The organism is Variovorax sp. 22077 (assembly GCF_052044195.1).
In the GTDB taxonomy this organism is placed as follows: domain Bacteria; phylum Pseudomonadota; class Gammaproteobacteria; order Burkholderiales; family Burkholderiaceae_C; genus Variovorax; species Variovorax atrisoli.
On record NZ_JBQEQC010000037.1, the window covers coordinates 21,634 to 41,264 of the forward strand.

Consider the following 19,631-nt stretch of genomic DNA (forward strand, 5'->3'; position numbering starts at 1 on the left):
GTTGTGAGAGCCTGATGCAGGGCCGGCTCGAACCCCGTGAGCTTGCCGTCGAGCTTCACCCGTTCGTACTTCGGCACAACATCGCTGAAAGCCCGAAGCCACTTCTTGACCGTATTGCGCGACAGGCCCGTGCGCTTTGCGATCTAGCTGAGAGAGTTGGTCGCGCAGCCTCTTGCGCCTGACGTTGCCAATCATGTCCATGGTGATCATCTTGAATCCCTGCTGGAATTCTCAGCAGGTCAGTGGGGCACCCTGGTCAATATTGGATTGGCACTTTGCGGTGGGGATGCAGATAAAAAAATGGACTGGTTTGATGCCATAGATCCAAGATCCCTCCTGCAAACGGAGCCGGGGCTCACGCCTTGTGCCCGATGTGGGCACCGCGACTACATATCCAGCATCCAGTTGCCCCACGACGGATACCGAACTGGGCGATCAATGGGTGGCGCACTTTCATCCGGCGCCCTGAATCGCAGTGCCTGTGCGCGGTCTCCCGAAGAGACCTCACGCGGCAGATGCAGTGAGTCCGAAGATGCCGGCGAGAAGCTCTTGACAGTTCGCCAGCTGCTTCATCGTCAGCTACGGATCGCGTTGAGAGAACCGGTCATTCGGTGGGAGCCCGTACCTTGTCTCGCGACTTCCGGCCAGCGCGTACCGATGGAACTTGCTTCGCTGGGACGCGCATACCTGGCTGCGCTCACGCCACAGCGCCGGACCCAGCTCTTACAGTTTCTTCACAACGGCGTCTCAAGTGGAAAGCTGTCGAGTCCGAGATCCGGAAAGCGTGCGCCGACGTCCTCGCACAAGGCTTCCGCGCCGCGGCCTGGCAGCCCAAGGTGGTTTGCGCTGGCCACACCGCTGGAGGTGGAAGGCACCATCTACGCGTTGAACGTCAGCCTTTCGACGCAGGAGTCGATCGAGACGATCGCGCAGGACCTCGGACCGTAGCTGCTCGGCCTGGCGCGGGCCGTGCGCCACGAGCTCGTGCTGCAGGAGCCGAGGGGATGAACTGACCGTCTTGCGTGGATTAAGCTATTCGGGATCGATCCGGAACAATTGAGAAAGCAGATGGAAACATGAATGCGGAACGACTGTTTGCGCTGGTCGGAATGACCAATACCGACGACAACGTGATCGACGCGGTCCGGGCCCATGGGGGGGCGATCGGAGCGCTCTCCGAGAAGAAGCTGGCGGAGCTGACGATCGACTTCATCCAGCTGAACACGCTCGGTGTCGCGCTCGCATTCACGCCGAAGGAATTCTTCTCCCGGAACTATCGCGATCCGATCGGCACCGGCCCGTACGCGATGAGCGGCGTTTTCTACTACCCCAATGGGGCGCCGAAGGTGTCCGCCTACCTGGGAACCGTTCCGTTTTCCGCCGGCCCGGTCGGCAACCGCGGCGAGGCGCTCGCAGCCTTCGGTGAGCCGCAAGAAACCGAGGAAGAGGATGGCGATGTCTACTGGGATATCTGGATGAAGGACGGCCGGCAGATCAAGGTCGACTACAACGATGAATTGGCCGTGAAGACGGTTCTGGTCTCGTTCCCCATGAAGGGTTGAGGCGGCGTTTCAACGTTTGGGGAGCAAGGTGTGCGGGCGACGCTGCGGTTGTCCTGCGCGTCGATGTCCACGGCGAGACGATACGAAGGACCAGGGCTGCTTGAAGGAGTTGGGCTTGCAAAGGGAAATCAATCAGGTCGCGGAGACCACCGAAGGCATCGCGTTCATGGGCCTGGCGTACCCTGCAGGGGACGTCGGTGCGGCGGTCGGAAGCCTCTATCGGCTCGCCCCCGGCAGCAAGGCCGGCGATCAGGCCGTCCACATCCTCTCGACCAACGATGCGCTTCGTGTGCTGTGGGTGTCTCCTGCCGACAGCCTCTGGGTAGGCAGCGCCGACGGGCGTGTGGGCACCACCGCATCGACGGGGTGGGCGGCGGCCGAGGGAGACCTGGCGTACGAGGCATTGAACGGAGGGCCGGCCTGGACGGTCTCGACCCTGCCCCGCGACCGTGTCAAAGGCTTGCTACCCAATATCACCGCCATGTGGGGCAGCGCGGACGACGACGTTCATGTGGGCGTGCACGGCGGACACCTGTACCACTGGAATGGCAAGCAATGGACCCAGACGCGAGACGGCGACGGCACGGCCGACCAGACGATCCGGACCATCCGTGGGCATGCAGCCGATGATGTCTACGCGGTGGGGGCTGTCGGCACGCTGCTGCACTACGACGGGCAGCGGTGGCGCAATCTGCCCATTCCCGGGACACCCACGGAAGGGGAATCGCTCGGTGGGATCGCCTTGCTGCCTGACCGGACCGTGATGGTTTGCGCATCCGGCGTCCACGGACGGCTCTTGCGTGGCAATGCCGCGGGCTTCACGGAGTTTGGCCGCTATCCCATGCAACTCAACAGCGTGGCGGCACTGGGCGATCGCCTGCTGTTCGCAGCTTGGGACGGCGTGGCGGAGCTCTTCGGACGCGAGGTCCGCATCGTCAAGGACAACTTCAAGACGGCGGGTGCGTTCGAAGGTCGAGGCCGTGTGTTCTTCACCGAGCCCGCCGCGCCCCGTATGCAGTACATCGTGCATGACCCGGCCAACCAGGCGACGCCCTGGACTCGCAGCAAGTTCTGAGTCGGGCCACCGGAAGGCGCCGGCTTCCGGAGTCCGCCGTCCAACGAGTCTTCGGATTCACCTTTGCTTCCTCCTTGATTGACGAGCTACCTTCCCGACAGGCGCATTGAAGCCTTGGGCCGGCCCCAAGCCAAGGTCATGGCTGTGGACATGGATTCGCCTTGCGATCGGCGTGGCCGACAGCCTGGTATCGACGCTGTTCGGCATTCCAGTGCAGCGTGGGAAGCTCATACGCCCCACCGACGCTCGGCGTGCCGACATGGACGCGAATCTCCTGCGGAACGCCGTCCAACCAACGCCCGTGCCTGAGCTCGAGCATGGCCGGCTGATCCCACGGAAAGAGCTGATCGATGCCGCCGACACAGCGAAACTCGCTGTCCACCAGCAACGGTGTCGGGAAGCTCTCCCACGGCGCGTTGGCCGGTCTGCCTTCGTAATAGGCGGATGCAAAGATGGTGACCAGCGCCACCTGCGGCCGTGCACCGGGCGCCGCCAGTTCGCAACGGCGGGTCGCCGCCAGGTAAGGCGTCCACGCGGCTGGCAAGCGGTCCCGATCCTTCGCTTCCAGCTGCGTGCAAGACCCCGGCTGTAACTTCCGCCAGGCGTCAACCGGCTTTCCGGCACCCTTCGCGGATGCAAGCTCAGACCATGCAGGTGTGCCCAGCAGGATGCCAGCGGCCATCAATACCCTTGGGATGGTCGCCCATCCGCTGGTGCAGGTTGGAGATAGTTCCAGGCCCATTCAGTTTTTCGACTCGTTCAGATCGATATCGCCCGCGGTATGCCGCAGGTCCGTTCATGGTGACGTCTCGATCCGAGTATCGGACAGGCGGCCATGATGCGACACTCTTCCGATGCCAACACCCAAGAGCGTCGCGCGCTATCCCGTTGTTCTCTCCTGGCGCTCTGCCGGCTCAGCATCGCTGGACGACGCGCCTGGGCTCGAGCTCTTGTGGAAGACCTGGAATGACCAGCTGTCGTCCATGGAGTCAGTGGCCAGCGGCCGCGGCTGGCAGATCGAGCCGCTGGCATTCGGTGCACCGGTTTCCGGAAAGACGCTGAATGCACTCGATGCCAAACTGATGCGGCGCACGGGACGCCCGTTACCCGCGCAACTGCGCTGGCTGCTGACCCGCGCCTCGTCCTGCGCCTTCGGCTGGCGCACCTCGGCCGAAGACGAGCCGGATGGCAAATTCGCCGCCTGTTACGCAGGCGGCGCAGGAGCGCTCTGGGACGTGGAGCAGATCGACCCCACCGGCCAGGCCTTGTCCAGTTGGGTTGACGGCTGGGTGGAGGACCTGCGGGAAAACGAGGAGGACGCCGAGGCCACCGCGATGCAGGCGCTCTGGGATCGACATCTGCCATTCCTTCACCTGCCCAACGGTGATCTGCTGGTGCTGGACCTGAGCAGCGACGACCCTGCTCGCCAGCCCGTGCGCTATTTCAGCCATGAACGGGACGGCCTGCACGGTCATGTGCTCGCTGCCGACCTGTTCGAATTCCTCAGCGGCTGGATGGCCCTGGGCTGTGTGGGCTCGACCTGGCATTGCTGGGATCTGTTCACGGCCGACGAGGGGCCCGAGCGCGTGCGCCTGGACACCGCAGGCCCAGCCGCCGAGCGCTGGCGCATGTGGCTGGCCGACGACCCAGCGTTCGCCCCGGAGGGGGGCGTGATGCGCCCCAAGCCCGTACGTGCGAGCACGTCGGCCGATTTCGCATTGCTCGAGGCCGCGGTCAAGGGAGACATCCGCGCCGCAGAAACGGCGATTGCCGCGGGTGCCCGGCTGGACTGCGCGGACCTGGACGATCACTACAACGACGAGAACACGGCCGTGGTCCTTGCCGCTAAGCGCGACGATCTTGCGATGCTGGAGTGCCTGTTGCGCCATGGTGCCTCGCTCGCGCCTCACAAGCTACCGCTCGTGGCCGCCATGACCACGGCGCAGGCCCCGACGCTGCTATGGCTGATCCGCGCCGGCGCCCGCATCGATCCCTGGCCCGAAGAGCGCTTCGCGGCCCTGCACCGGCTGCTGGACGCTGAACAGCTGTCAGACGACGAGTACTTCGCTGTACTCGACGCCATGCTGGCTGCGGGAGCCAACCCCAACGTAGGGTGGGACACCGCATCCAGCGGAGCGTCGACCACGATGCTGATGCGCACAGGCCCCATGAGCCAGGCCCGTCTGCTGGCTGCCGGCGCCGATCCACATATGCGCGACCTGCAAGGTCGGACGGCCATGCACCATGCGCGCTCGCCGGAGCAGATCAAGCTACTGGCCGATCACGGCCTGGATGCGAACGACTTTTCCCGCCCTCCGCCCGGTGACACGGGCACCACCCCTTTGCAGGATGTGCTGGGTGAATGGTCGGAGACAGCACCCGCCGAGGCCGTACAGGCCTTCCTGTCGGCCGAGGCCGATCCAGCCCTGACGGACTCATTGGGGAACAACGCCTGGGCATACTGCAGGCACCTCACATGCGCCCAGCTGCTGGCCAAACATCTGCCCTTCGATCCCGCCTGGCGTAATGCGCGGGGCCAGACCTGCCTGCATTTCGCGGTGGAACAGGGGCAGCGCCTCTATGTCCATTCCATTACCTTGTGGCCCCAGCTGGTGCGCTGGGGGCTGGAGATCGACGCTCAGGATGCCGACGGCAACACGGCGCTGCACCTCATGGCCGGGTATGTCGACAGCGAGCACGACTTGCCCAGCGTGCAACAGTTGATCGATATGGGGGCCTCGTGGGAGGTCCGCAACCATGTAGGCAAGACACCGAGGGACCTGCTCAAGAAGAAGTACCGGACTTCGGCTGGCGCCTTGCGGAAGCGATAGGCGCCCGGGTCACCACTTCGACCCGGTATCTGGCGATGAGGAGTGCAAAGAAGGCGCCAAGTATGTAAGCGCGCGGCGAACCCGTCTTGACGACGGCGCGGATCAGCAAGCCGTGGTTGGCAACCAGCGATGCGGCAGCAGCTCTGCAATACAGCTGGCCGGGTATGTAGGAGTGGGTGACGCCTACCGAATTCGCCCGCCGTTGCTGGCTGCAGGCAGCAAGGTTGATGTCAGAGGAGCCGGGAGTTTCTATCCCGAGAGGTACTGATTCGGGGACAGACTCTCCCATCTGAACATCGGGCTCAAGGCTCAACTTCCCTGCCGGAGTGTTCCCGTCCCGGTCCCACCTGTCTGGCCCACGCCCGTGCCGGTTTGCCGCGGGACCAGACCGATCCAGGCAGCGATATCCCGACCATCTTTGAACGCCGTTGGCGAGCCCATGCTGGAGACGACAGCCGTGGCCCTCGTGAGCTCGACGCCGGGAATCTCGGCCACTGCCTTGCACGCACTACTCTGGCGCAGCTGATGCGCGAGGCTACGCTCGATGGCTCCGATGTTCGCGTGCAGTTGCCGCCCAGTGTCGGAAACGCCATGTGCTCCAGCTCTTGGCATGGGAGTTTCCGGGCCGATGGGTCATCGATAAAGACGCTCAGGATGCGGGTGGGAATGTCGGCGTCGGGCAATCGCCTGCAGCCCGCACATGCGCCAAGCCGGCGAAGGCTCCAGCGCCACCGCGCCGGCGTCGATACGATGTCGCACCACGTGGAAGAACTGCGTGCTGCTGCTGTCGAACTCGGCCGGGAGCGATCGAGCCGGGTACAGTCTTGCGGATGCACAGACTGGCCTGCTGCGCCCTTGCCGCACTCGCACTCATGAGCTCCATCCCGCCCGCCCAAGCCACTCGCCCTGCTGCCGGCCAGGAAGTCGACGAATCGCGTTCGATCGAGCTTCCGGGCGAGCTTCCCCGGCCGTGCATCGCCGTGCCTGGCGGACAGGCCACAGTGCTGCTTTCGCGTCGCGAACTGGAGCAGATGGCCGCTGGTGCGCCGACCGCATGGGCCACCGAGGCCGAGCGCCAGGCGCTCATCCAGGGTCGACGAGCCGCCGCGGTGCTGAAGGCGGCGGGAGACGGATCGACTGCCGACGCCAACGGCTGCCAGGCGCTGCAGGGCCCTGCCGATTCCGACGCACAGCACGTGGTCGCGGACTTCCTGGAGCGGGGCATCGCATCCGTCCTGCTCTCCGGCAAGGCTCAGCCCCGGATCACGGTCCGCTACCTCGGCTTGAAATGCGGGCCGACCTGCGGCAGGGGCGACATCCTGTTCCTTGTGCCGGGCGAGCCGGGTCCGTTCTTCGTGGTGCCGTGGTGGGTGTCGTGACCGCTGTCGACCGGGCAGCAGCAGCCTCAGCTGCTCTCCAGGCTCCCGTGCACACGGGAGAAATCGCCTAGCGCCAGGTCCTTCTCGTGGATGCTGAAGGTGAAGGTGCCCGCGTCCCAGAAGCAGAAGCCCGGGTTGCCGTCGGAGCACAGCGTCAGCAGGTTGACCCACTCCACGGGCAGCCCGCCCTTCTCGCGCGATGCCTGCTCCTGCGGATTCTCGTGCTGCGTGAAGACGTGGGCGTTCATCAGGTGAGCGGCGTTCCGGCGCTCGCCGTCGCCAGCCAGTTCGGCTTCGAGTGCCCAGTAGGCCTCCTGCAGCGCGTCGTCCCTGTCGATCTCCAGCAGCACGGTGTCGTCGCCCAGCAGACGCCCGTTGCCGGCGTTGTAGAGATTCGGCAACGACACGGTGACCTCGACGCTGATCTTGTAGCCCTCGTACCCATCGGACACGCTACAGCCGTCGGCGAACTCGGCGTCTTCCGGCCAAGCGTGCGTGCGCAGCGCGTCGGCCGGCGCATCTGAATACAGCACGCGCACGCCGTCGTCTTCTTCCTGGCCTTCGCCGAAAAAATAGAGGCGGCCCGAGCGCGGCAGCCACGGTTGCAGCGGCGCGATGTCGGCCAGGTCGATCTGCGCGTAGAAGCGCCAGGGTTTTCCGTCGGTCGCGGGGTAGTCGATGTCGGGCGGCAGGTCGGGCCTGCCGCCGATGCGGCTGTTGCCCAGGCTCGCGTAGTCTTCGGGTTCCACGGTGCGCAGGCGCAGCGCCTGGCGCGCATGGCGCAGGAGTGCGTCTTCGTAGCGCTGGAGGCCGTGCCGCGCGAGGGCCTCGCCCAGCAGCGCCACATGCCGCGGACTGCCGCGTGCCATGAGGGCCTCGCGATCCACCACGGCCTCGACCTCGGGGCGGTAGCGGATGTCGCGAAACAGGGCTTCGTTCTTTCTCTCGACGTCGACCTTTTCGATGTTCCTCAGCGTGGCCGGTAGCGACTCGAAGGGGTTCTTGTTGATACTCAGGTACATGAGGGCCGGCAGGTTGCCCACGGACTCGGGCAAAGTCGAAAGCCGGTTTCCGTCGAGCAACAGGCGCTGCAGACGCACGAGCCGAGAGATGCTGTCAGGCAATGCCTCGATGCGGCAGTACTCGAGCGAGAGCACTTCCAGCGATTCGAGCGCACCCAGGCCATCGGGGAGGCGTGAGAAGACAGGGCTGCGCAGGTACAGCTCGCGAAGCCGGGTCAGCGTGCAGAAGGATTCCGGGAACGTGGTGGCCGAGTTCGCCGTATCAGTGCCCCACGCATGCTGCAGCGACAGGTGCTCGAGCCGGGTGAAGCGCAGCAGTTCGTCGCGCCAGCGGCCGTTCCAGTCGCCGATGAACAGCCGGCGCACGCGCTCGGGCGGAACGTCCATCGCCTCTTCGAAGCTGCCGTAGGTGTACGGGCGCACTTCGACCTCTCCCGGCGGGCAATGCCACACCACATGCACCGGCACACCCTGCGCGTCCGTCTCGTAGTCGTGCCGCAGCAGGCCCTGCAGTTCGATGCGGTCGGGGCGCAGGTCGATCTCGCCGAAGAAGCGCGTGCCGAAGTCGAAGCCCTTCTCCCAGAGCGCGAAGAAGCCGTTCGTCGGCTGGTTCTGGAGATAGCTGATGCGCCGCTTCGGCGTGTCGTGGTTGTCGTAGAAGTGGAAGGTCGACGACCGGAACGAGGGAGCGATCCGGCCGGCCCCGGGATTGTCGGAGCCCTCCGGGTCGAAGGGCGGCGTGTGCCGCGCCTCGTCGTAGCCGACGGGCCGGGCCTTGAGGTGGAAGGACATGCCACCGTCCTCAAACGCGACCTCCGTCTCGGGGTCGAACTCGAATGCGCATTTGCCGATCTGGAACTTGTTGATGGACACGAGGGCTCCGCGGGGAAACTGGCTTCCGAGCCTATCAGCAGGCGCAAGGCCCTGGTAGTTCTTGAAGGTGGCTGCGATTCCTTTGCGCGCATGCATCAGGGAGGCCCGCATCCGATCATCTTCTCTTTAGAAGCCATGGGCTGCTGCCGGTCTCATAGACACCGACCTCAGCTTTTTGAGCTTTCTCGAACTCTACCGGACTGACGTAGCCGAGCGTCGAATGACGGCGCGTCGGGTTGTAGAACCGCTCGATGTAGTCGAACACGTCGGCTCGGGCCTGTTCTCTGGACCGGTACACCTTTCTGGCTGTGCGCTCAGTCTTCAGTGAACTGAAGAAGCTCTCCATGGCCGAGTTGTCCCAGACCTCACCCGCGCGGCTCATGCTGCAGGTGATGCCTTGCTCCTTGAGCAGCTCCTGGAAGTGCTCGCTGGTGTATTGGCTTCCTTGGTCGGAGTGATGCAGCAACGCGACCGGCTTGCCCCGGCGCCACACTGCCATCATCAACGCATCGGCCACCAGCTGCGAGGTCATGCTGTTGACCTGCTCGGTTTAGTCGAGACAGTTTTTCTAGAAGACGGCGGGTTGCAGTTCTTTGTGGAGTTCCTATTTGAACTCCGCCGGCGTCAGGTATTGCAGGCTGCTGTTGGGACGTACCTCGTTGTAGTGATTGCGCCAAGCTTCGATCAGAACAGCGGCTTCGCGGCGTGAGCGGAACCACTCGATGGACAGGCAATCGTCGCGGAACTTGCCGTTGAAGCTTTCGTCGGTGCCGTTCTGCCAAGGCTTTCCCGGATCGTTGAGCACGGTGGTGTTAGCGCCAGTGCAATCGAGACCAGCGGGGGGTGCCAATCGAACATTGACCGGGGGCTGGAGCTGGTTCCGCTAGGAGCCACCTGTGAATAACCATAGGGCGGATGCCTCGGTGGGCCCTCCTCTTTTTTGAACCGGTGGTTGGTATTGCCGACCCTTCAGGCGAGGCCCCTTCCTCCACGACCTCGCTCATCTGGGCGGCCGCTGCCCTCCTGGTCTGCTCGCGCGTTTCGATGCACCCCTTGGCTTCGTGCGTGCTGTGGCGGAAGCGGTAGGACTCGTTGCCCGTCTCGATGATGTGACAGTGATGGGCCAAGCGATCCAGCAGCGTTGTGGTCATCTTGGCGTCGCCGAACACACTGAACCCCTCCGCCAACGTCAGATTGGTGGTGATCGTCACGCTGGTGCGCTCGTACCGGGTCATGCGGGGGTGCGTACCGTCGCGGAGAAGTATGGCTTCCTGCACATTGGCCATTTCGCGGCCCAGTACCGCTCGCGCTTCGGCGAACGACCGTGCGAAACGCGAACGCTGCGCGCACCCTGAGGCTGCCGTGACACCTTGCGCCAGCCCGTGTCATGGCATTCCCCCCCACGCCGCCGAACGCGCTTCCGCATACTTTCTCTGGCGGTGGGCACGTGGCACCGCTCGACGTGCAGACTCTTGAGCGATGTCTTACGCCATTCGGCCCTGCCGGAGCGCGGCGTCGACCCGATGCCCGGATGGTCGGGGCCCGCATGGCCGCGCAAGGCCACGGTGAGCTCAGCGGTCCCGCCGGACCACATTCCTTGCCACGGAGCGCGCGACATCGACGAACTTGAGCAACAGGGGATCGCGATTGTCCGTGCGAAAGACGAGTTCAATTTCGCAGACGATCTCCAGGCCTGAGACCCTTTTCAGCACGATGTTCGATGGACATTGCTGCTGGTACGACGCAGGCACCACCGCGCAGCCGACGCCCGTTGCCACCAACCCCATCAAGGCCGGCATGTCGGCGGCCGTCGGGCTTGCAAGCGACTTGACCCCGGCCAGTTCGAATGACCGGACGACCATGTCGTACAGGAATGGCGATCGATCCCTTGGGAAAAGGACGAAGCGCTCCGTCGATAACTGGCTGAGGCGCCGGACTCGCCCCTTCGCCAGCGACACGGCGCGCGGCATGGCGACAACCATCTCGTCGCGGTGTATCAGTTCGCCCGCGAGTGTCGGATCAAGAAGCGAGCGCCACACCACGAGGCCCGCATCCAACTTGCCCTCTTTGATCGCCGCCATCTGGTTGTTTGACAGTTGCGTCTCCAGGGCGATCGTGACTTCCGGCGAATCCTGCGTAAAGACCTGAATCGCACTGCCAAGTGCCGGCAGTGCGCTGTGGCCCGGCATGACGCCGACGCGCAGGGTACCGACGCTTCCCGTCGCCGCTTGCGCGACATGCTGCTGCAGTTCATTCGCATCCTGCAACACGCGCGCGGCCCGCCCGACGAGCTCCCTGCCCGCGCGGGTCAATGCGACACCGCGAGGGAGACGGTCGAACAGCCGACTGCCCATCTGGTCCTCGATCGATGCAATCTGTCGCGACAGGGCGGGTTGCGCGATGTGCAGAACGCGGCTGGCCGCCGCCACGCTTCCGTGCTCAGCGACGGCCAGAAAGTAGCGAAGTTGGCGGAGCTCCATGTATGCCTCAAGGGTATATGCGGGATCGGAATTCGGTAATTGTGACGGCCAGATGTCCTGCCTAGCATCGATGTCAACACACATTTCACTCAGAGCACGCATGAATCTTTCGAGCGACGTAGCAGACGCTTCGAACCCGATCCTTCGCGATTCGGGCAAGAGTCGCCGCAGCCTCTGCGCCCTGAATCCGCAGAGCGCCTCGGCGTTCACGCGCATCGATTTCGACAAGCCGGGCCGTCAGATCGGCTTCTTCCATATCCCTCAGTCACCCGACGAGGACGCATGGGGAACCGTTCGAGTGCCGCTCGCCGTGCTTGCGAATGGAACAGGGCCCACCGTTGCCCTCGAGGCGGGCAATCACGGGGACGAGTACGAAGGACAGATCGTCCTGGGCGAACTCATCCGAAACCTCGATCTCTCGCGGCTGCACGGTCGCCTCATCGTCGTACCGGCCATCAACAGTCCGGCCGTAGACGCCGGCCGGAGGACCTCGCCGCTGGACGGGCTCAACATGAATCGCGTCTTTCCCGGGGATCATGCGGGATCGATCACTCAGCAGATCGCCGCCTTCGTCAGCGACGAGGTCCTCGGCCGAAGCGACGCGCTGCTGACCTTGCACTCAGGCGGTTCGTCGATGGACATCGCACGTTGCGCCATGGTCCAGTCGTCGAGCGATGCGCGCTTGACCCAGCGCAGTCTGGAAGCGGGCCAGGCCTTCGGAGCGCCGCTGGTGATGGTGAGCGATGCGCTGGGCGACACGCGCACCAGCATTGCTGCTGCCGTCGCCGCGGGGCTGACCTGCGTCGGTGCAGAGATGGCCGGCACCGGGAGCGTCAGCCAGATTGCCCTCGACACCTGCCGAAAAGGCGTCGTCAACGTGCTGCGTCACTGGGGCGTCCTGGATGGCCCCCTCTCCCCCACCGAGGTGGTCGCGGCGCCGATCTACCGGGTGCCGGGGATGGACGGGTTCGTCCTGGCGCCCAGCCACGGTGTCTTCGAATGCTTCCATGCCGTCGGCGACGGGGTGGAGACGGGCCAACCTGTCGGCCTGATTCACTCGCCGACCGACCCTGGACAAGTGCCCGTCGAGGTGCGTTGCGCGCACGCCGGGATCGTCTTCGCCCGACGCCATCCTGGTCGGATCCAGGCCGGCAACCTGTGCTGCGTCGTTGCTACGCGTAGCGATTGATCCGCGCCATCTTGTCCGTCGCCCCGATTGCCCTCCCCGCCTTGCATGCCCACCAAATCCCACACCGCACATCATGAGCAACCCTACGGCCTCCCTTTTGCCCGGCAGACAGGCAGTCGCGCCGCCGAGCACACTCAAGGTGATCACCACCATCTCGATCGGCAACGCGCTCGAATGGTTCGAGATCGTTATCTACGGCTTTATGGCGGTCACGATCGCCAAGCTGTTCTTTCCGGCAGAGAACGCGGCGGTCTCGCTGCTGGTCGCTCTAGGCACCTTCGGTGTGACCTTCGTGATGCGGCCCGTCGGATCCGTCGTTCTGGGCGCCTATGCGGACGCGGCCGGCCGAAAACGCGCATTGAGCCTGTCCATGGGTCTCATGCTCTGCGGCACCTTGCTCGTCGCGGTGACGCCGACCTTCGCCCAGATCGGCTTGTGGGCGCCGGCGATCCTGATCGTTGCACGCCTGATCCAGGGCTTCGCGGCCGGTGGCGAATTCGGTAGTGCGACGGCGCTACTTGCCGAACAGGATCCGAAACGCCGCGGTTTCTTCGCCAGCTGGCAGTTTGCCAGCCAGGGCATCACCACCTTCGTTGCGGCCAGCTTCGGCATCGGATTGAACACGTTGCTGACGCAGGAGGAACTGTTGTCCTGGGGTTGGCGAATCCCCTTCGTCTTCGGATTGCTGATCGGGCCGGTTGGTCTCTACATCCGCCGGCATCTCGGTGAAGGCGCCGAGTTCGCCAGGTCCGTGCAGGAGCCGAGCCCGGTGCGCACGACGCTCATCGACCAGCGGGGACGCACCCTCACCGCCATGGGGCTGATCATTCTTGCCTCGATCCTCGCCTACACCGGCCTGTTCATGCCGACATTCGCGGTCAGACAGCTCGGTCTGCCACCATCCGTATCCTTTGCCGGGACCTTCTGGCTCGGCCTGCTCCAGTTCTTGCTGGTGCCCGTGTTCGGCAGCCTTTCCGACCGCATCGGGCGCGTTGCGCTGATGCGCACTTCGGCACTTGCGATGCTGGTCGTGATCGTCCCGCTGTTCTGGTTCATGGTGAACCATCCCTCCGTGGCCACGCTGATGCTCACGGTCACGGCCATCGGTGTGATCGCTTCGGCTTACTGGGGTCCGATCGCCGCCGCCATGTCCGAGCTCTTCCAGGCGACCACTCGGGGGACGGGGCTGTCGGTGAGCTATAGCCTGGGAGTGGCCATCTTCGGTGGCTTCGCGCCCTTTATCAGCGCCTGGCTGATCACGGCGACCGGCAGCAAGATCGCGCCGGCCTTCTACGTCGTCTTCGGTGTCCTTGTCAGTCTCGTAGCCCTGCGCAGCGCCCGCCGCTACGGCGTTCGCTAGTCGCCCCAACCCTCACACCCATACCCATACCCATACCCATTTCGATCATCATGAAGACCATCCATCTCGCGCTCATCGCTTCACTTGTCGGCCCGTCCGGTGCGCTGGCCCAGTCGGTCCAGGTCGTGCGCCTCGGCCATGTCGGGCCGACTTCGGGCGGGATGGCGCACTATGGCAAGGACACGCGCAACGCGGCCGTGATGGCCATCGACGACCTGAACGCCCAAGGCTTGGTCATCGCTGGCAAACGAATCGAGTTTCAACTCGAAACCGAAGACGATGCCGGTGATCCACGCCAGGGCACGCTTGCTGCGCAGAAGCTCTGCGATTCCGGCGTGGCAGCCGTCATCGGCCACATCAACTCGGGTTCCGCCATCCCCGCATCGCGCATCTACCGAGACTGTGGCATTCCGTTTCTCAGTCCTGGTTCCACAAATCCCAAACTCACCCAACAGGGCTACAAGAACACGTTCCGCATGCTGGCGAGCGACAAGGCGCTGGGAGCAGCCGTAGCGACTTATGCAGCGAGGGAGTTGAAGGTGAAGACGGTTGCCCTGGTTGACGATCGCACGGCCTACGGTCAGGGGGTCAGTGAGGTTTTCAAGGCGCGCGCCAAAGCGGCTGGCATCGAAGTGGTTGCCGAGGAGTTCACGAATGACAAGGCGACTGACTTCTCTGCGATCCTGACAAAGATCAAAGGCAAGAACGTGGACGCCATCTTCTTTGCAGGCGGGGATGGCCAGGCCGGCCCGATGCTGCGCCAGATGCATCAGCTCGGCATGAGCGACACGCGCATGCTCGGTGGAGACGGCATCTGCACGAGCCACCTGGGCGAACTGGCCGGAAACGCGCCGCCTCTGTCCCGTGTGGTGTGCGCCGAGGGCGGTGCCTCGCTGGCACGAATGCCGGGCGGGAACGAATGGAAGAAGCGCTATGACGCTCGCTTTCCCAATGAGTACGTCTTGTTCTCGCCCTACACCTATGACGGATTCATGGTCGTCGCCGACGCGATGAAGCGGGCGAACTCCGTGGAGCCGGGCCAGTTCGGCCCCAGGATTTTCGCCGCCGATCTCAAGGGCGTCTCGACGCACGTCCGCTTCGATGAAGCGGGGGACCTGCAGGCTCCCGCGATCACTCTCAACAGTTACAGGAACGGCGTGAAGACGCCTTTGGAGTGAGCAGGATGGATGCCCCTCTCCATTCGGTAGTTCTCGATGGGCGCAGTCTCGATGCTCGCGCCCTGGTCGCGATTGCCCGCTTCAATGCGCCGGTGCAACTGGGGGCGGCGGCACGCGCCCAGCTGCAGGCAACGAGGCAGTACATCGATCATCACTGGCTCACAGACGATGCGCCGCTGATGTATGCCTTCAACACAGGTGTGGGGGCTTTCAAGAACGTCCGGGTCGGCGCGGATCAGATCGCGCAGTTCCAGACCAATCTCATCCGTGCGGCGTCGGCGGGCACTGGGGAGCCCGTGCCTACGGAAGTCGTGCGTGCAATGATGGCACTGCGCGTGAACGCCTTTGCCAGTGACTATTCGGGCGTGCGCCCGGCGATCGTGGATCGCCTGGTCGCCATGCTCAACCACGGCATCACCCCGCGGATCGCGGCGCAAGGCAGCGTGGGCGCGAGCGGAGACTTGGCACCCCTCGCGATGATGGCCGGCGCCATGATGGGGCTGTCGCAGAGCAAGGTCGACTTTCAGGGCCGGGCGATGGCGGCCGCCGACGCTTTCATGGCGGCGGGAATGGCCGCGACGATGGATGTCCAGGCCAAGGACGCCACGGCCCTCATCAACGGGACCGCGGCCTCGCTGGCGTATGCGGTCTTGACGGCACACGACGCGCGACGGCTGCTGAGCGACGCCACGATCTCGCTGGCCTTGTCGCTGGAGGCACTTCGCTGCGAAACCTCTTGCTTCGACGAACGCGTGATGCTGGCGCGTCCCCATCCCGGGCAACGCGCCGTGGCTGCATCGATGCGCCGGGTGCTGGACGGCACGCAACGCTGCAGCGAAGGAGCCCGCCAAGTGCGTCTGCGCAGCATGGCTGGGCTCGATGACACGCTAGCGGGGTCGCCGCACGTGCCGCCGATCCCACCGCGCATCCAAGACGCCTACTCCTTGCGCTGTGCGCCGCAGGTGCATGGACCCGTGTGCGACGCACTGGACTACATCGACCGCATCCTGGCGACGGAGATGAACAGCGCAACGGACAACCCGTTGATATTCAAGGACGATCCAAGCTACCAGGTCGTCTCGGGCGGACACTTCCACGGGCAGTACATCGCGCAGGCGATGGACCTGCTGGCGTTGGTCATCACGGACCTGTCGGCCATCTGCGATCGCCGCAGTGCCCGTCTCGTCGATCCCGCCTGCAATTTCGATCTGCCCGCCGGACTGGTCGCCGAGCGCGCGGGCGTGAACACCGGCCTGACGGGCGTCCAGAGCATGGGCACGGCCCTGGTCCTAGAAAACATGGGTCTTTGCAGCCCCGCGAGTGCGACAAGTCTGCCCGCCAAGGGCAACACCGAGGATCACATCAGCAATTCGTGCGTTGCGGCGCGACGCTCGCGCACGGTGGTCCGGAATGCGCAGACGGTGGTTGCGGTCGAGATGCTGCTGGCCACGCAGGCGCTGGACTTAGCCGAGCGAGACCTGGCGGCATTTCACGTCGGGACCGGCACCCAGGCTGCCTGGGACGCCGTGAGGGTCCACCTGCCTGCATCGCTTGGAAATGATCGTTGGGTCTTCGAGGACATCGAGATCCTCAGGTCCCTGGTAGAGGATGGGAGCATCTTGCGCGCCGTCGAAGATGCCGTCGGGCCGCTATGGCCCCAGACGGGCCTGTCTTGAGCATTCTCATTCCTCCAAATCGCAATCCACCCTTCAGGACACGTGCATGAAGAAACCAACAGACAGCCGAGAGCCGCCGAACGGGCGCCGCCATGCCATGCTCTGCGCCCTGAGCTGTGCGGCGGCGCCCTTGGCTGCGATGGGCGCGCAGGAGGACAGGCCTGTACCGGCAGGTCCGGTGGTGTGGCGTGGGCTGACTCAGAAGCAGCTCGACCAGGCCTTCGACCAACTCGCTTATGCGCCCAATAGCCAGCAGGTGCTGCACCGCTACCGCAGCCGAAGTGACGACGTGGCAGGCAGGCTCGTAGCACCGCAGCGTCTGCAGTACGGCGCCTCGGCGAGTGAGTTCGTGAACATCTACCGGACGAGCCGCCCGAACGCGCCCGTCCATGTCTTCGTCCATGGTGGTGCGTGGGTGATCACCGACGCCAGGGACTATGTCTTCCTGGCCGAGATGTTCGTGAATTCGGGCGTCCACTTCGTGATCCCTGACTTTGCCTCGGTCAAGGACCTCGCCGGCGACCTGGTGGCCCTCGCCAGGCAAGTCCGGGAAAGCATCGCATGGATAGCACGACATGCATCGACGTTCGGGGGTGATGCCAAGCGGCTGCATTTCTCGGGTCACTCGTCAGGGGCACACCTCTTGGCGGTCGCGCTCACGCACGATTGGAAGACAGAGCAGGGCATCTATCCGGATGGTTTCCGATCCGCACTGCTACTCAGTGGCATCTACGACCTTGAACCCGTCAGCCTGTCCGAGCGAAGCAGTTACGTTCGGCTTACCGACAAGCAGGTGGTCGCCGCGCTCAGTCCCCTGCAGAATGCGTCCCATTTTGCCTGCGCCGCCACTGTCGGGCACGGCTCGCTGGACACACCAGAGTATCAGCGGCAATCCCGCGCGTTGGTCGATGCGTTGATCGGAAGTGGCCGCAAAGCCCAGCTGATCAAGGCCGAGTTCTACAACCACTTCGAACAACTCGAGACCCTGGGAAATCCGTATGGCACGTTCGGTCGCGCGGCCTTGGATTTGATCAGGACTGAATGACCCCCAAATCACATGAAGTAGCCTAACGCAAGGAGTTCAGCTTGCCTGATGCAGCCATGGCATTGCGAGTGCAGGTCGCAACCGTGTCTAAGTCCATCCTTTCGCGGATGATTGCTATCCGTTCTGACTTAGGGAACGTCTGATCAAGTCGTAAATTGGCTTGTCGGCGAAGGTTCGTGGTTGGGCCGTTGCGCTCGCAGGCTCGTCTCACCGAGGATCCCATGCGTTTGAGAGCCCCCGTGGCCCCTTCACGTTGCCTGCGGGCGCACCTGCACCATCATCGCAATCAGTTTCCTTCTGGCCATCCACAGGTTCGACAGCGCAAACAGCGTGATCACATGCGCCGTGTTCTTGGCCAGCCCCTTGAACCTCACCTTCGCCAGGCCGAACTGCCGCTTGATCACCCGGAACGGGTGCTCCACCTTCGCCCGGATGCTGGCCTTCTGGAACTCCTGCCTGCGCGCTCTGGCCTTGGCTCGGCCCTCTGGCATCTTGGCCATGTCGCTGGGGCGCCCCGCAATGTGCCATCGCACATCCTGCTTCACTCGGCTCTGTGCTCCGCGATAGCCCGAGTCTGCCCACACCGCGTTTTCTTTGCCGTGCAGCAGATCGCTCACCTGCTCCACGTCCGCCTCGTTGGCTGCAGTGGTCGCCACCGTGTGCACCAGCCCCGAATCTGCGTCCACACCGATGTGAGCCTTCATCCCGAAGTGCCACTGGTTACCCTTCTTCGTTTGGTGCATCTCAGGGTCTCGCTCGCCGCTCTCGTTCTTGGTCGAACTGGGCGCCGCGATGATCGTGGCGTCAACGATGGAGCCGCGCTTCAGCAGCAGACCCTTCTTGGCCAGGTGGGCGTTGACCTGCTTGAAGATGTCCTCGGCCAGATCACTGGCCTCCAGCAGGTGACGGAAGTTCAGGATCGTCGTCTCGTCGGGAATCGACTCCAGCCCCAGCCCCGCGAACGTGCGCAGCGAGGCGATCTCGTAAAGTGCCTCCTCCATCGCCGGATCGCTCAGCGCGAACCAGTTCTGCATCAAGTGCACGCGAAGCATCGCTTCGAGCGGATACGGCCGGCGCCCACGTCCTGCCACCGGGTAGTGCGGTTCGATGACTTTGAGCAGTGCCCTCCAGGGCACCACCAGTTCCATCTCGGCAAGGAAAATCTCCCGGCGCGTCTTCTTCCTCTTACCCGCGTGCTCAGCATCCGAAAAACTGATCTGGCTCATCGTTGGCGATCCTTCAGCATCCGTGATCAACGTTCAGATTGGCCATCCGTGGACTTGATCAGACGTTCCTTAGAGGGTCAGCGTGGTCCAAACATGACATCGGAGCGCAGCGCGTATTTGATGCCCTTCAGGACCTCGGCACCCTCGTGTATCAGGCCATGTTCAAAGACCAAGGCTTGCCCCATACTGCCCATGACCTTTGCGCCTTCAAATCGAGTCGAGCCTCCTTCGTAGTCAGAGTTCAAATAAACCATGAATGTTAGGAGACTGATATCCCCGTTCGGCCGATGAAATGGAGCGTCTGAGTGCCATTTGAAGCGCTGGCCCGGGCTATAGCGATAAAGGCGAAAGCGTTCGTTTAGACCGATCGCTTTGCGCCCGTTTATCGCGCCGGGAATCATGCCTCGGGCACGCAGCCAGAGCGACTCTGAGAGTGCCGAATCATCAAAGACGTAGCGGTCGTTGTCTCGTGTCGCGGTGTCCACCTGCGTGCCGCGAGCCGTGATGATGGGAGCCGCCTCGAACCCATTTTCTTCACCTCGCCGAACAAGGGCCTCGCATTCGGCCAGGTCGACCAACCGGTCGATTACGAAAATCCCACTGGCTACATCGATTCGGTTCATGCGATACGTCAAGGTTTAAGAGCATGTGAATCCTGCAACAAAGGCGGATGACCGCTCCTGGCCGACTGTAGCCGGTCGCGACAGCATCGTGAACGGGCCCAAACCGGCTGTG

General features: G+C 63.9%; 15 protein-coding genes and 3 pseudogenes. 9 read left to right on the plus strand and 9 right to left on the minus strand.

From position 1 onward, the window contains the following. Window positions 1–1,076: 1,076 nt before the first annotated feature. Both ACTJLF_RS32785 and ACTJLF_RS32790 read left to right on the plus strand, forming a co-directional pair. A complete protein-coding gene (locus ACTJLF_RS32785; RefSeq protein WP_440884735.1) occupies window positions 1,077–1,562 on the plus strand; it encodes a hypothetical protein in 486 nt (161 codons plus the stop codon). Window positions 1,563–1,662: 100 nt separating this feature from the next. Then, on the plus strand, window positions 1,663–2,637 hold the full coding sequence (locus tag ACTJLF_RS32790) for a hypothetical protein (protein ID WP_019655368.1): 975 nt from the start codon (window positions 1,663–1,665) through the stop codon (window positions 2,635–2,637). Between the two features lie 136 nt (window positions 2,638–2,773). Here the strand turns inward: ACTJLF_RS32790 and ACTJLF_RS32795 are convergent, their stop codons facing one another. Further along, the gene (locus ACTJLF_RS32795) at window positions 2,774–3,319 is read right to left on the minus strand and encodes a hypothetical protein (protein ID WP_019655369.1); all 546 of its coding nucleotides are present in this window, start codon (window positions 3,317–3,319) and stop codon (window positions 2,774–2,776) included. A 172-nt stretch (window positions 3,320–3,491) separates the two neighbouring features. On the opposite strand from ACTJLF_RS32795, the gene ACTJLF_RS32800 reads away from it, so the two are divergent. Beyond that, window positions 3,492–5,468, plus strand: coding sequence for an SMI1/KNR4 family protein (locus ACTJLF_RS32800; protein WP_440884736.1), 1,977 nt, complete (start codon window positions 3,492–3,494; stop codon window positions 5,466–5,468). Between the two features lie 309 nt (window positions 5,469–5,777). Here the strand turns inward: ACTJLF_RS32800 and ACTJLF_RS32805 are convergent, their stop codons facing one another. Beyond that, a complete protein-coding gene (locus ACTJLF_RS32805) occupies window positions 5,778–6,080 on the minus strand; it encodes a transposase (RefSeq protein ID WP_440884737.1) in 303 nt (100 codons plus the stop codon). 260 nt (window positions 6,081–6,340) lie between these two features. On the opposite strand from ACTJLF_RS32805, the gene ACTJLF_RS32810 reads away from it, so the two are divergent. After that, the gene (locus ACTJLF_RS32810; RefSeq protein ID WP_019655371.1) at window positions 6,341–6,847 is read left to right on the plus strand and encodes a hypothetical protein; all 507 of its coding nucleotides are present in this window, start codon (window positions 6,341–6,343) and stop codon (window positions 6,845–6,847) included. A 26-nt stretch (window positions 6,848–6,873) separates the two neighbouring features. Here the strand turns inward: ACTJLF_RS32810 and ACTJLF_RS32815 are convergent, their stop codons facing one another. From ACTJLF_RS32815 to ACTJLF_RS32835, 5 genes and pseudogenes are all read right to left on the minus strand, one after another. Further along, window positions 6,874–8,742: a DUF1963 domain-containing protein gene (locus ACTJLF_RS32815; protein ID WP_157773726.1), complete on the minus strand. Its 1,869-nt coding sequence runs from the start codon at window positions 8,740–8,742 to the stop codon at window positions 6,874–6,876. 115 nt (window positions 8,743–8,857) lie between these two features. Continuing rightward, window positions 8,858–9,274: pseudogene (locus ACTJLF_RS32820) on the minus strand (IS3 family transposase); the annotation flags it as partial. A 72-nt stretch (window positions 9,275–9,346) separates the two neighbouring features. Next, window positions 9,347–9,544: pseudogene (locus tag ACTJLF_RS32825) on the minus strand (integrase core domain-containing protein); the annotation flags it as partial. Window positions 9,545–9,761: 217 nt separating this feature from the next. Continuing rightward, window positions 9,762–9,968 (minus strand): annotated as a pseudogene (locus ACTJLF_RS32830) (ATP-binding protein); the annotation flags it as partial. Window positions 9,969–10,313: 345 nt separating this feature from the next. After that, the gene (locus ACTJLF_RS32835) at window positions 10,314–11,222 is read right to left on the minus strand and encodes a LysR family transcriptional regulator (protein ID WP_440884738.1); all 909 of its coding nucleotides are present in this window, start codon (window positions 11,220–11,222) and stop codon (window positions 10,314–10,316) included. 100 nt (window positions 11,223–11,322) lie between these two features. On the opposite strand from ACTJLF_RS32835, the gene ACTJLF_RS32840 reads away from it, so the two are divergent. The 5 genes from ACTJLF_RS32840 (at window position 11,323) to ACTJLF_RS32860 (ending at window position 17,670) form a co-directional block, all read left to right on the plus strand. Then, a complete protein-coding gene (locus tag ACTJLF_RS32840) occupies window positions 11,323–12,411 on the plus strand; it encodes a succinylglutamate desuccinylase/aspartoacylase family protein (protein WP_019655377.1) in 1,089 nt (362 codons plus the stop codon). 73 nt (window positions 12,412–12,484) lie between these two features. Further along, window positions 12,485–13,771, plus strand: coding sequence for an MFS transporter (locus ACTJLF_RS32845; protein WP_440884739.1), 1,287 nt, complete (start codon window positions 12,485–12,487; stop codon window positions 13,769–13,771). Window positions 13,772–13,821: 50 nt separating this feature from the next. After that, entirely contained in the window at window positions 13,822–14,949 is a 1,128-nt protein-coding gene (locus ACTJLF_RS32850) for a branched-chain amino acid ABC transporter substrate-binding protein (RefSeq protein ID WP_019655379.1), read from the plus strand. Between the two features lie 5 nt (window positions 14,950–14,954). Then, complete coding sequence (locus ACTJLF_RS32855) at window positions 14,955–16,625, plus strand: HAL/PAL/TAL family ammonia-lyase (protein WP_026346465.1); 1,671 nt, start codon at window positions 14,955–14,957, stop codon at window positions 16,623–16,625. 46 nt (window positions 16,626–16,671) lie between these two features. Beyond that, window positions 16,672–17,670 (plus strand): alpha/beta hydrolase, encoded by a 999-nt coding sequence (locus ACTJLF_RS32860; protein WP_157773730.1) that lies wholly within the window; start codon window positions 16,672–16,674, stop codon window positions 17,668–17,670. A gap of 248 nt (window positions 17,671–17,918) precedes the next feature. Here ACTJLF_RS32860 and ACTJLF_RS32865 read toward each other — a convergent pair whose 3' ends face one another. Both ACTJLF_RS32865 and ACTJLF_RS32870 read right to left on the minus strand, forming a co-directional pair. Beyond that, window positions 17,919–18,896 (minus strand): IS5 family transposase, encoded by a 978-nt coding sequence (locus ACTJLF_RS32865; RefSeq protein WP_145762084.1) that lies wholly within the window; start codon window positions 18,894–18,896, stop codon window positions 17,919–17,921. 77 nt (window positions 18,897–18,973) lie between these two features. After that, the gene (locus ACTJLF_RS32870) at window positions 18,974–19,519 is read right to left on the minus strand and encodes a 2OG-Fe(II) oxygenase (protein ID WP_440884740.1); all 546 of its coding nucleotides are present in this window, start codon (window positions 19,517–19,519) and stop codon (window positions 18,974–18,976) included. Window positions 19,520–19,631: the final 112 nt, after the last annotated feature.

Excerpts from the sequence above, each read along its gene's own strand:
- ACTJLF_RS32870 (WP_440884740.1), bottom strand. The coding sequence starts at position 19,519 with ATGAACCGAATCGATGTAGCCAGTGGGATTTTCGTAATCGACCGGTTG.
- ACTJLF_RS32845 (WP_440884739.1), top strand. The coding sequence starts at position 12,485 with ATGAGCAACCCTACGGCCTCCCTTTTGCCCGGCAGACAGGCAGTCGCG.
- ACTJLF_RS32795 (WP_019655369.1), bottom strand. The coding sequence starts at position 3,319 with ATGGCCGCTGGCATCCTGCTGGGCACACCTGCATGGTCTGAGCTTGCA.
- ACTJLF_RS32810 (WP_019655371.1), top strand. The coding sequence starts at position 6,341 with ATGAGCTCCATCCCGCCCGCCCAAGCCACTCGCCCTGCTGCCGGCCAG.
- ACTJLF_RS32800 (WP_440884736.1), top strand. The coding sequence starts at position 3,492 with ATGCCAACACCCAAGAGCGTCGCGCGCTATCCCGTTGTTCTCTCCTGG.
- ACTJLF_RS32860 (WP_157773730.1), top strand. The coding sequence starts at position 16,672 with ATGAAGAAACCAACAGACAGCCGAGAGCCGCCGAACGGGCGCCGCCAT.
- ACTJLF_RS32840 (WP_019655377.1), top strand. The coding sequence starts at position 11,323 with ATGAATCTTTCGAGCGACGTAGCAGACGCTTCGAACCCGATCCTTCGC.
- ACTJLF_RS32855 (WP_026346465.1), top strand. The coding sequence starts at position 14,955 with ATGGATGCCCCTCTCCATTCGGTAGTTCTCGATGGGCGCAGTCTCGAT.
- ACTJLF_RS32865 (WP_145762084.1), bottom strand. The coding sequence starts at position 18,896 with ATGAGCCAGATCAGTTTTTCGGATGCTGAGCACGCGGGTAAGAGGAAG.
- ACTJLF_RS32850 (WP_019655379.1), top strand. The coding sequence starts at position 13,822 with ATGAAGACCATCCATCTCGCGCTCATCGCTTCACTTGTCGGCCCGTCC.
- ACTJLF_RS32805 (WP_440884737.1), bottom strand. The coding sequence starts at position 6,080 with ATGCCAAGAGCTGGAGCACATGGCGTTTCCGACACTGGGCGGCAACTG.
- ACTJLF_RS32785 (WP_440884735.1), top strand. The coding sequence starts at position 1,077 with ATGAATGCGGAACGACTGTTTGCGCTGGTCGGAATGACCAATACCGAC.
- ACTJLF_RS32835 (WP_440884738.1), bottom strand. The coding sequence starts at position 11,222 with ATGGAGCTCCGCCAACTTCGCTACTTTCTGGCCGTCGCTGAGCACGGA.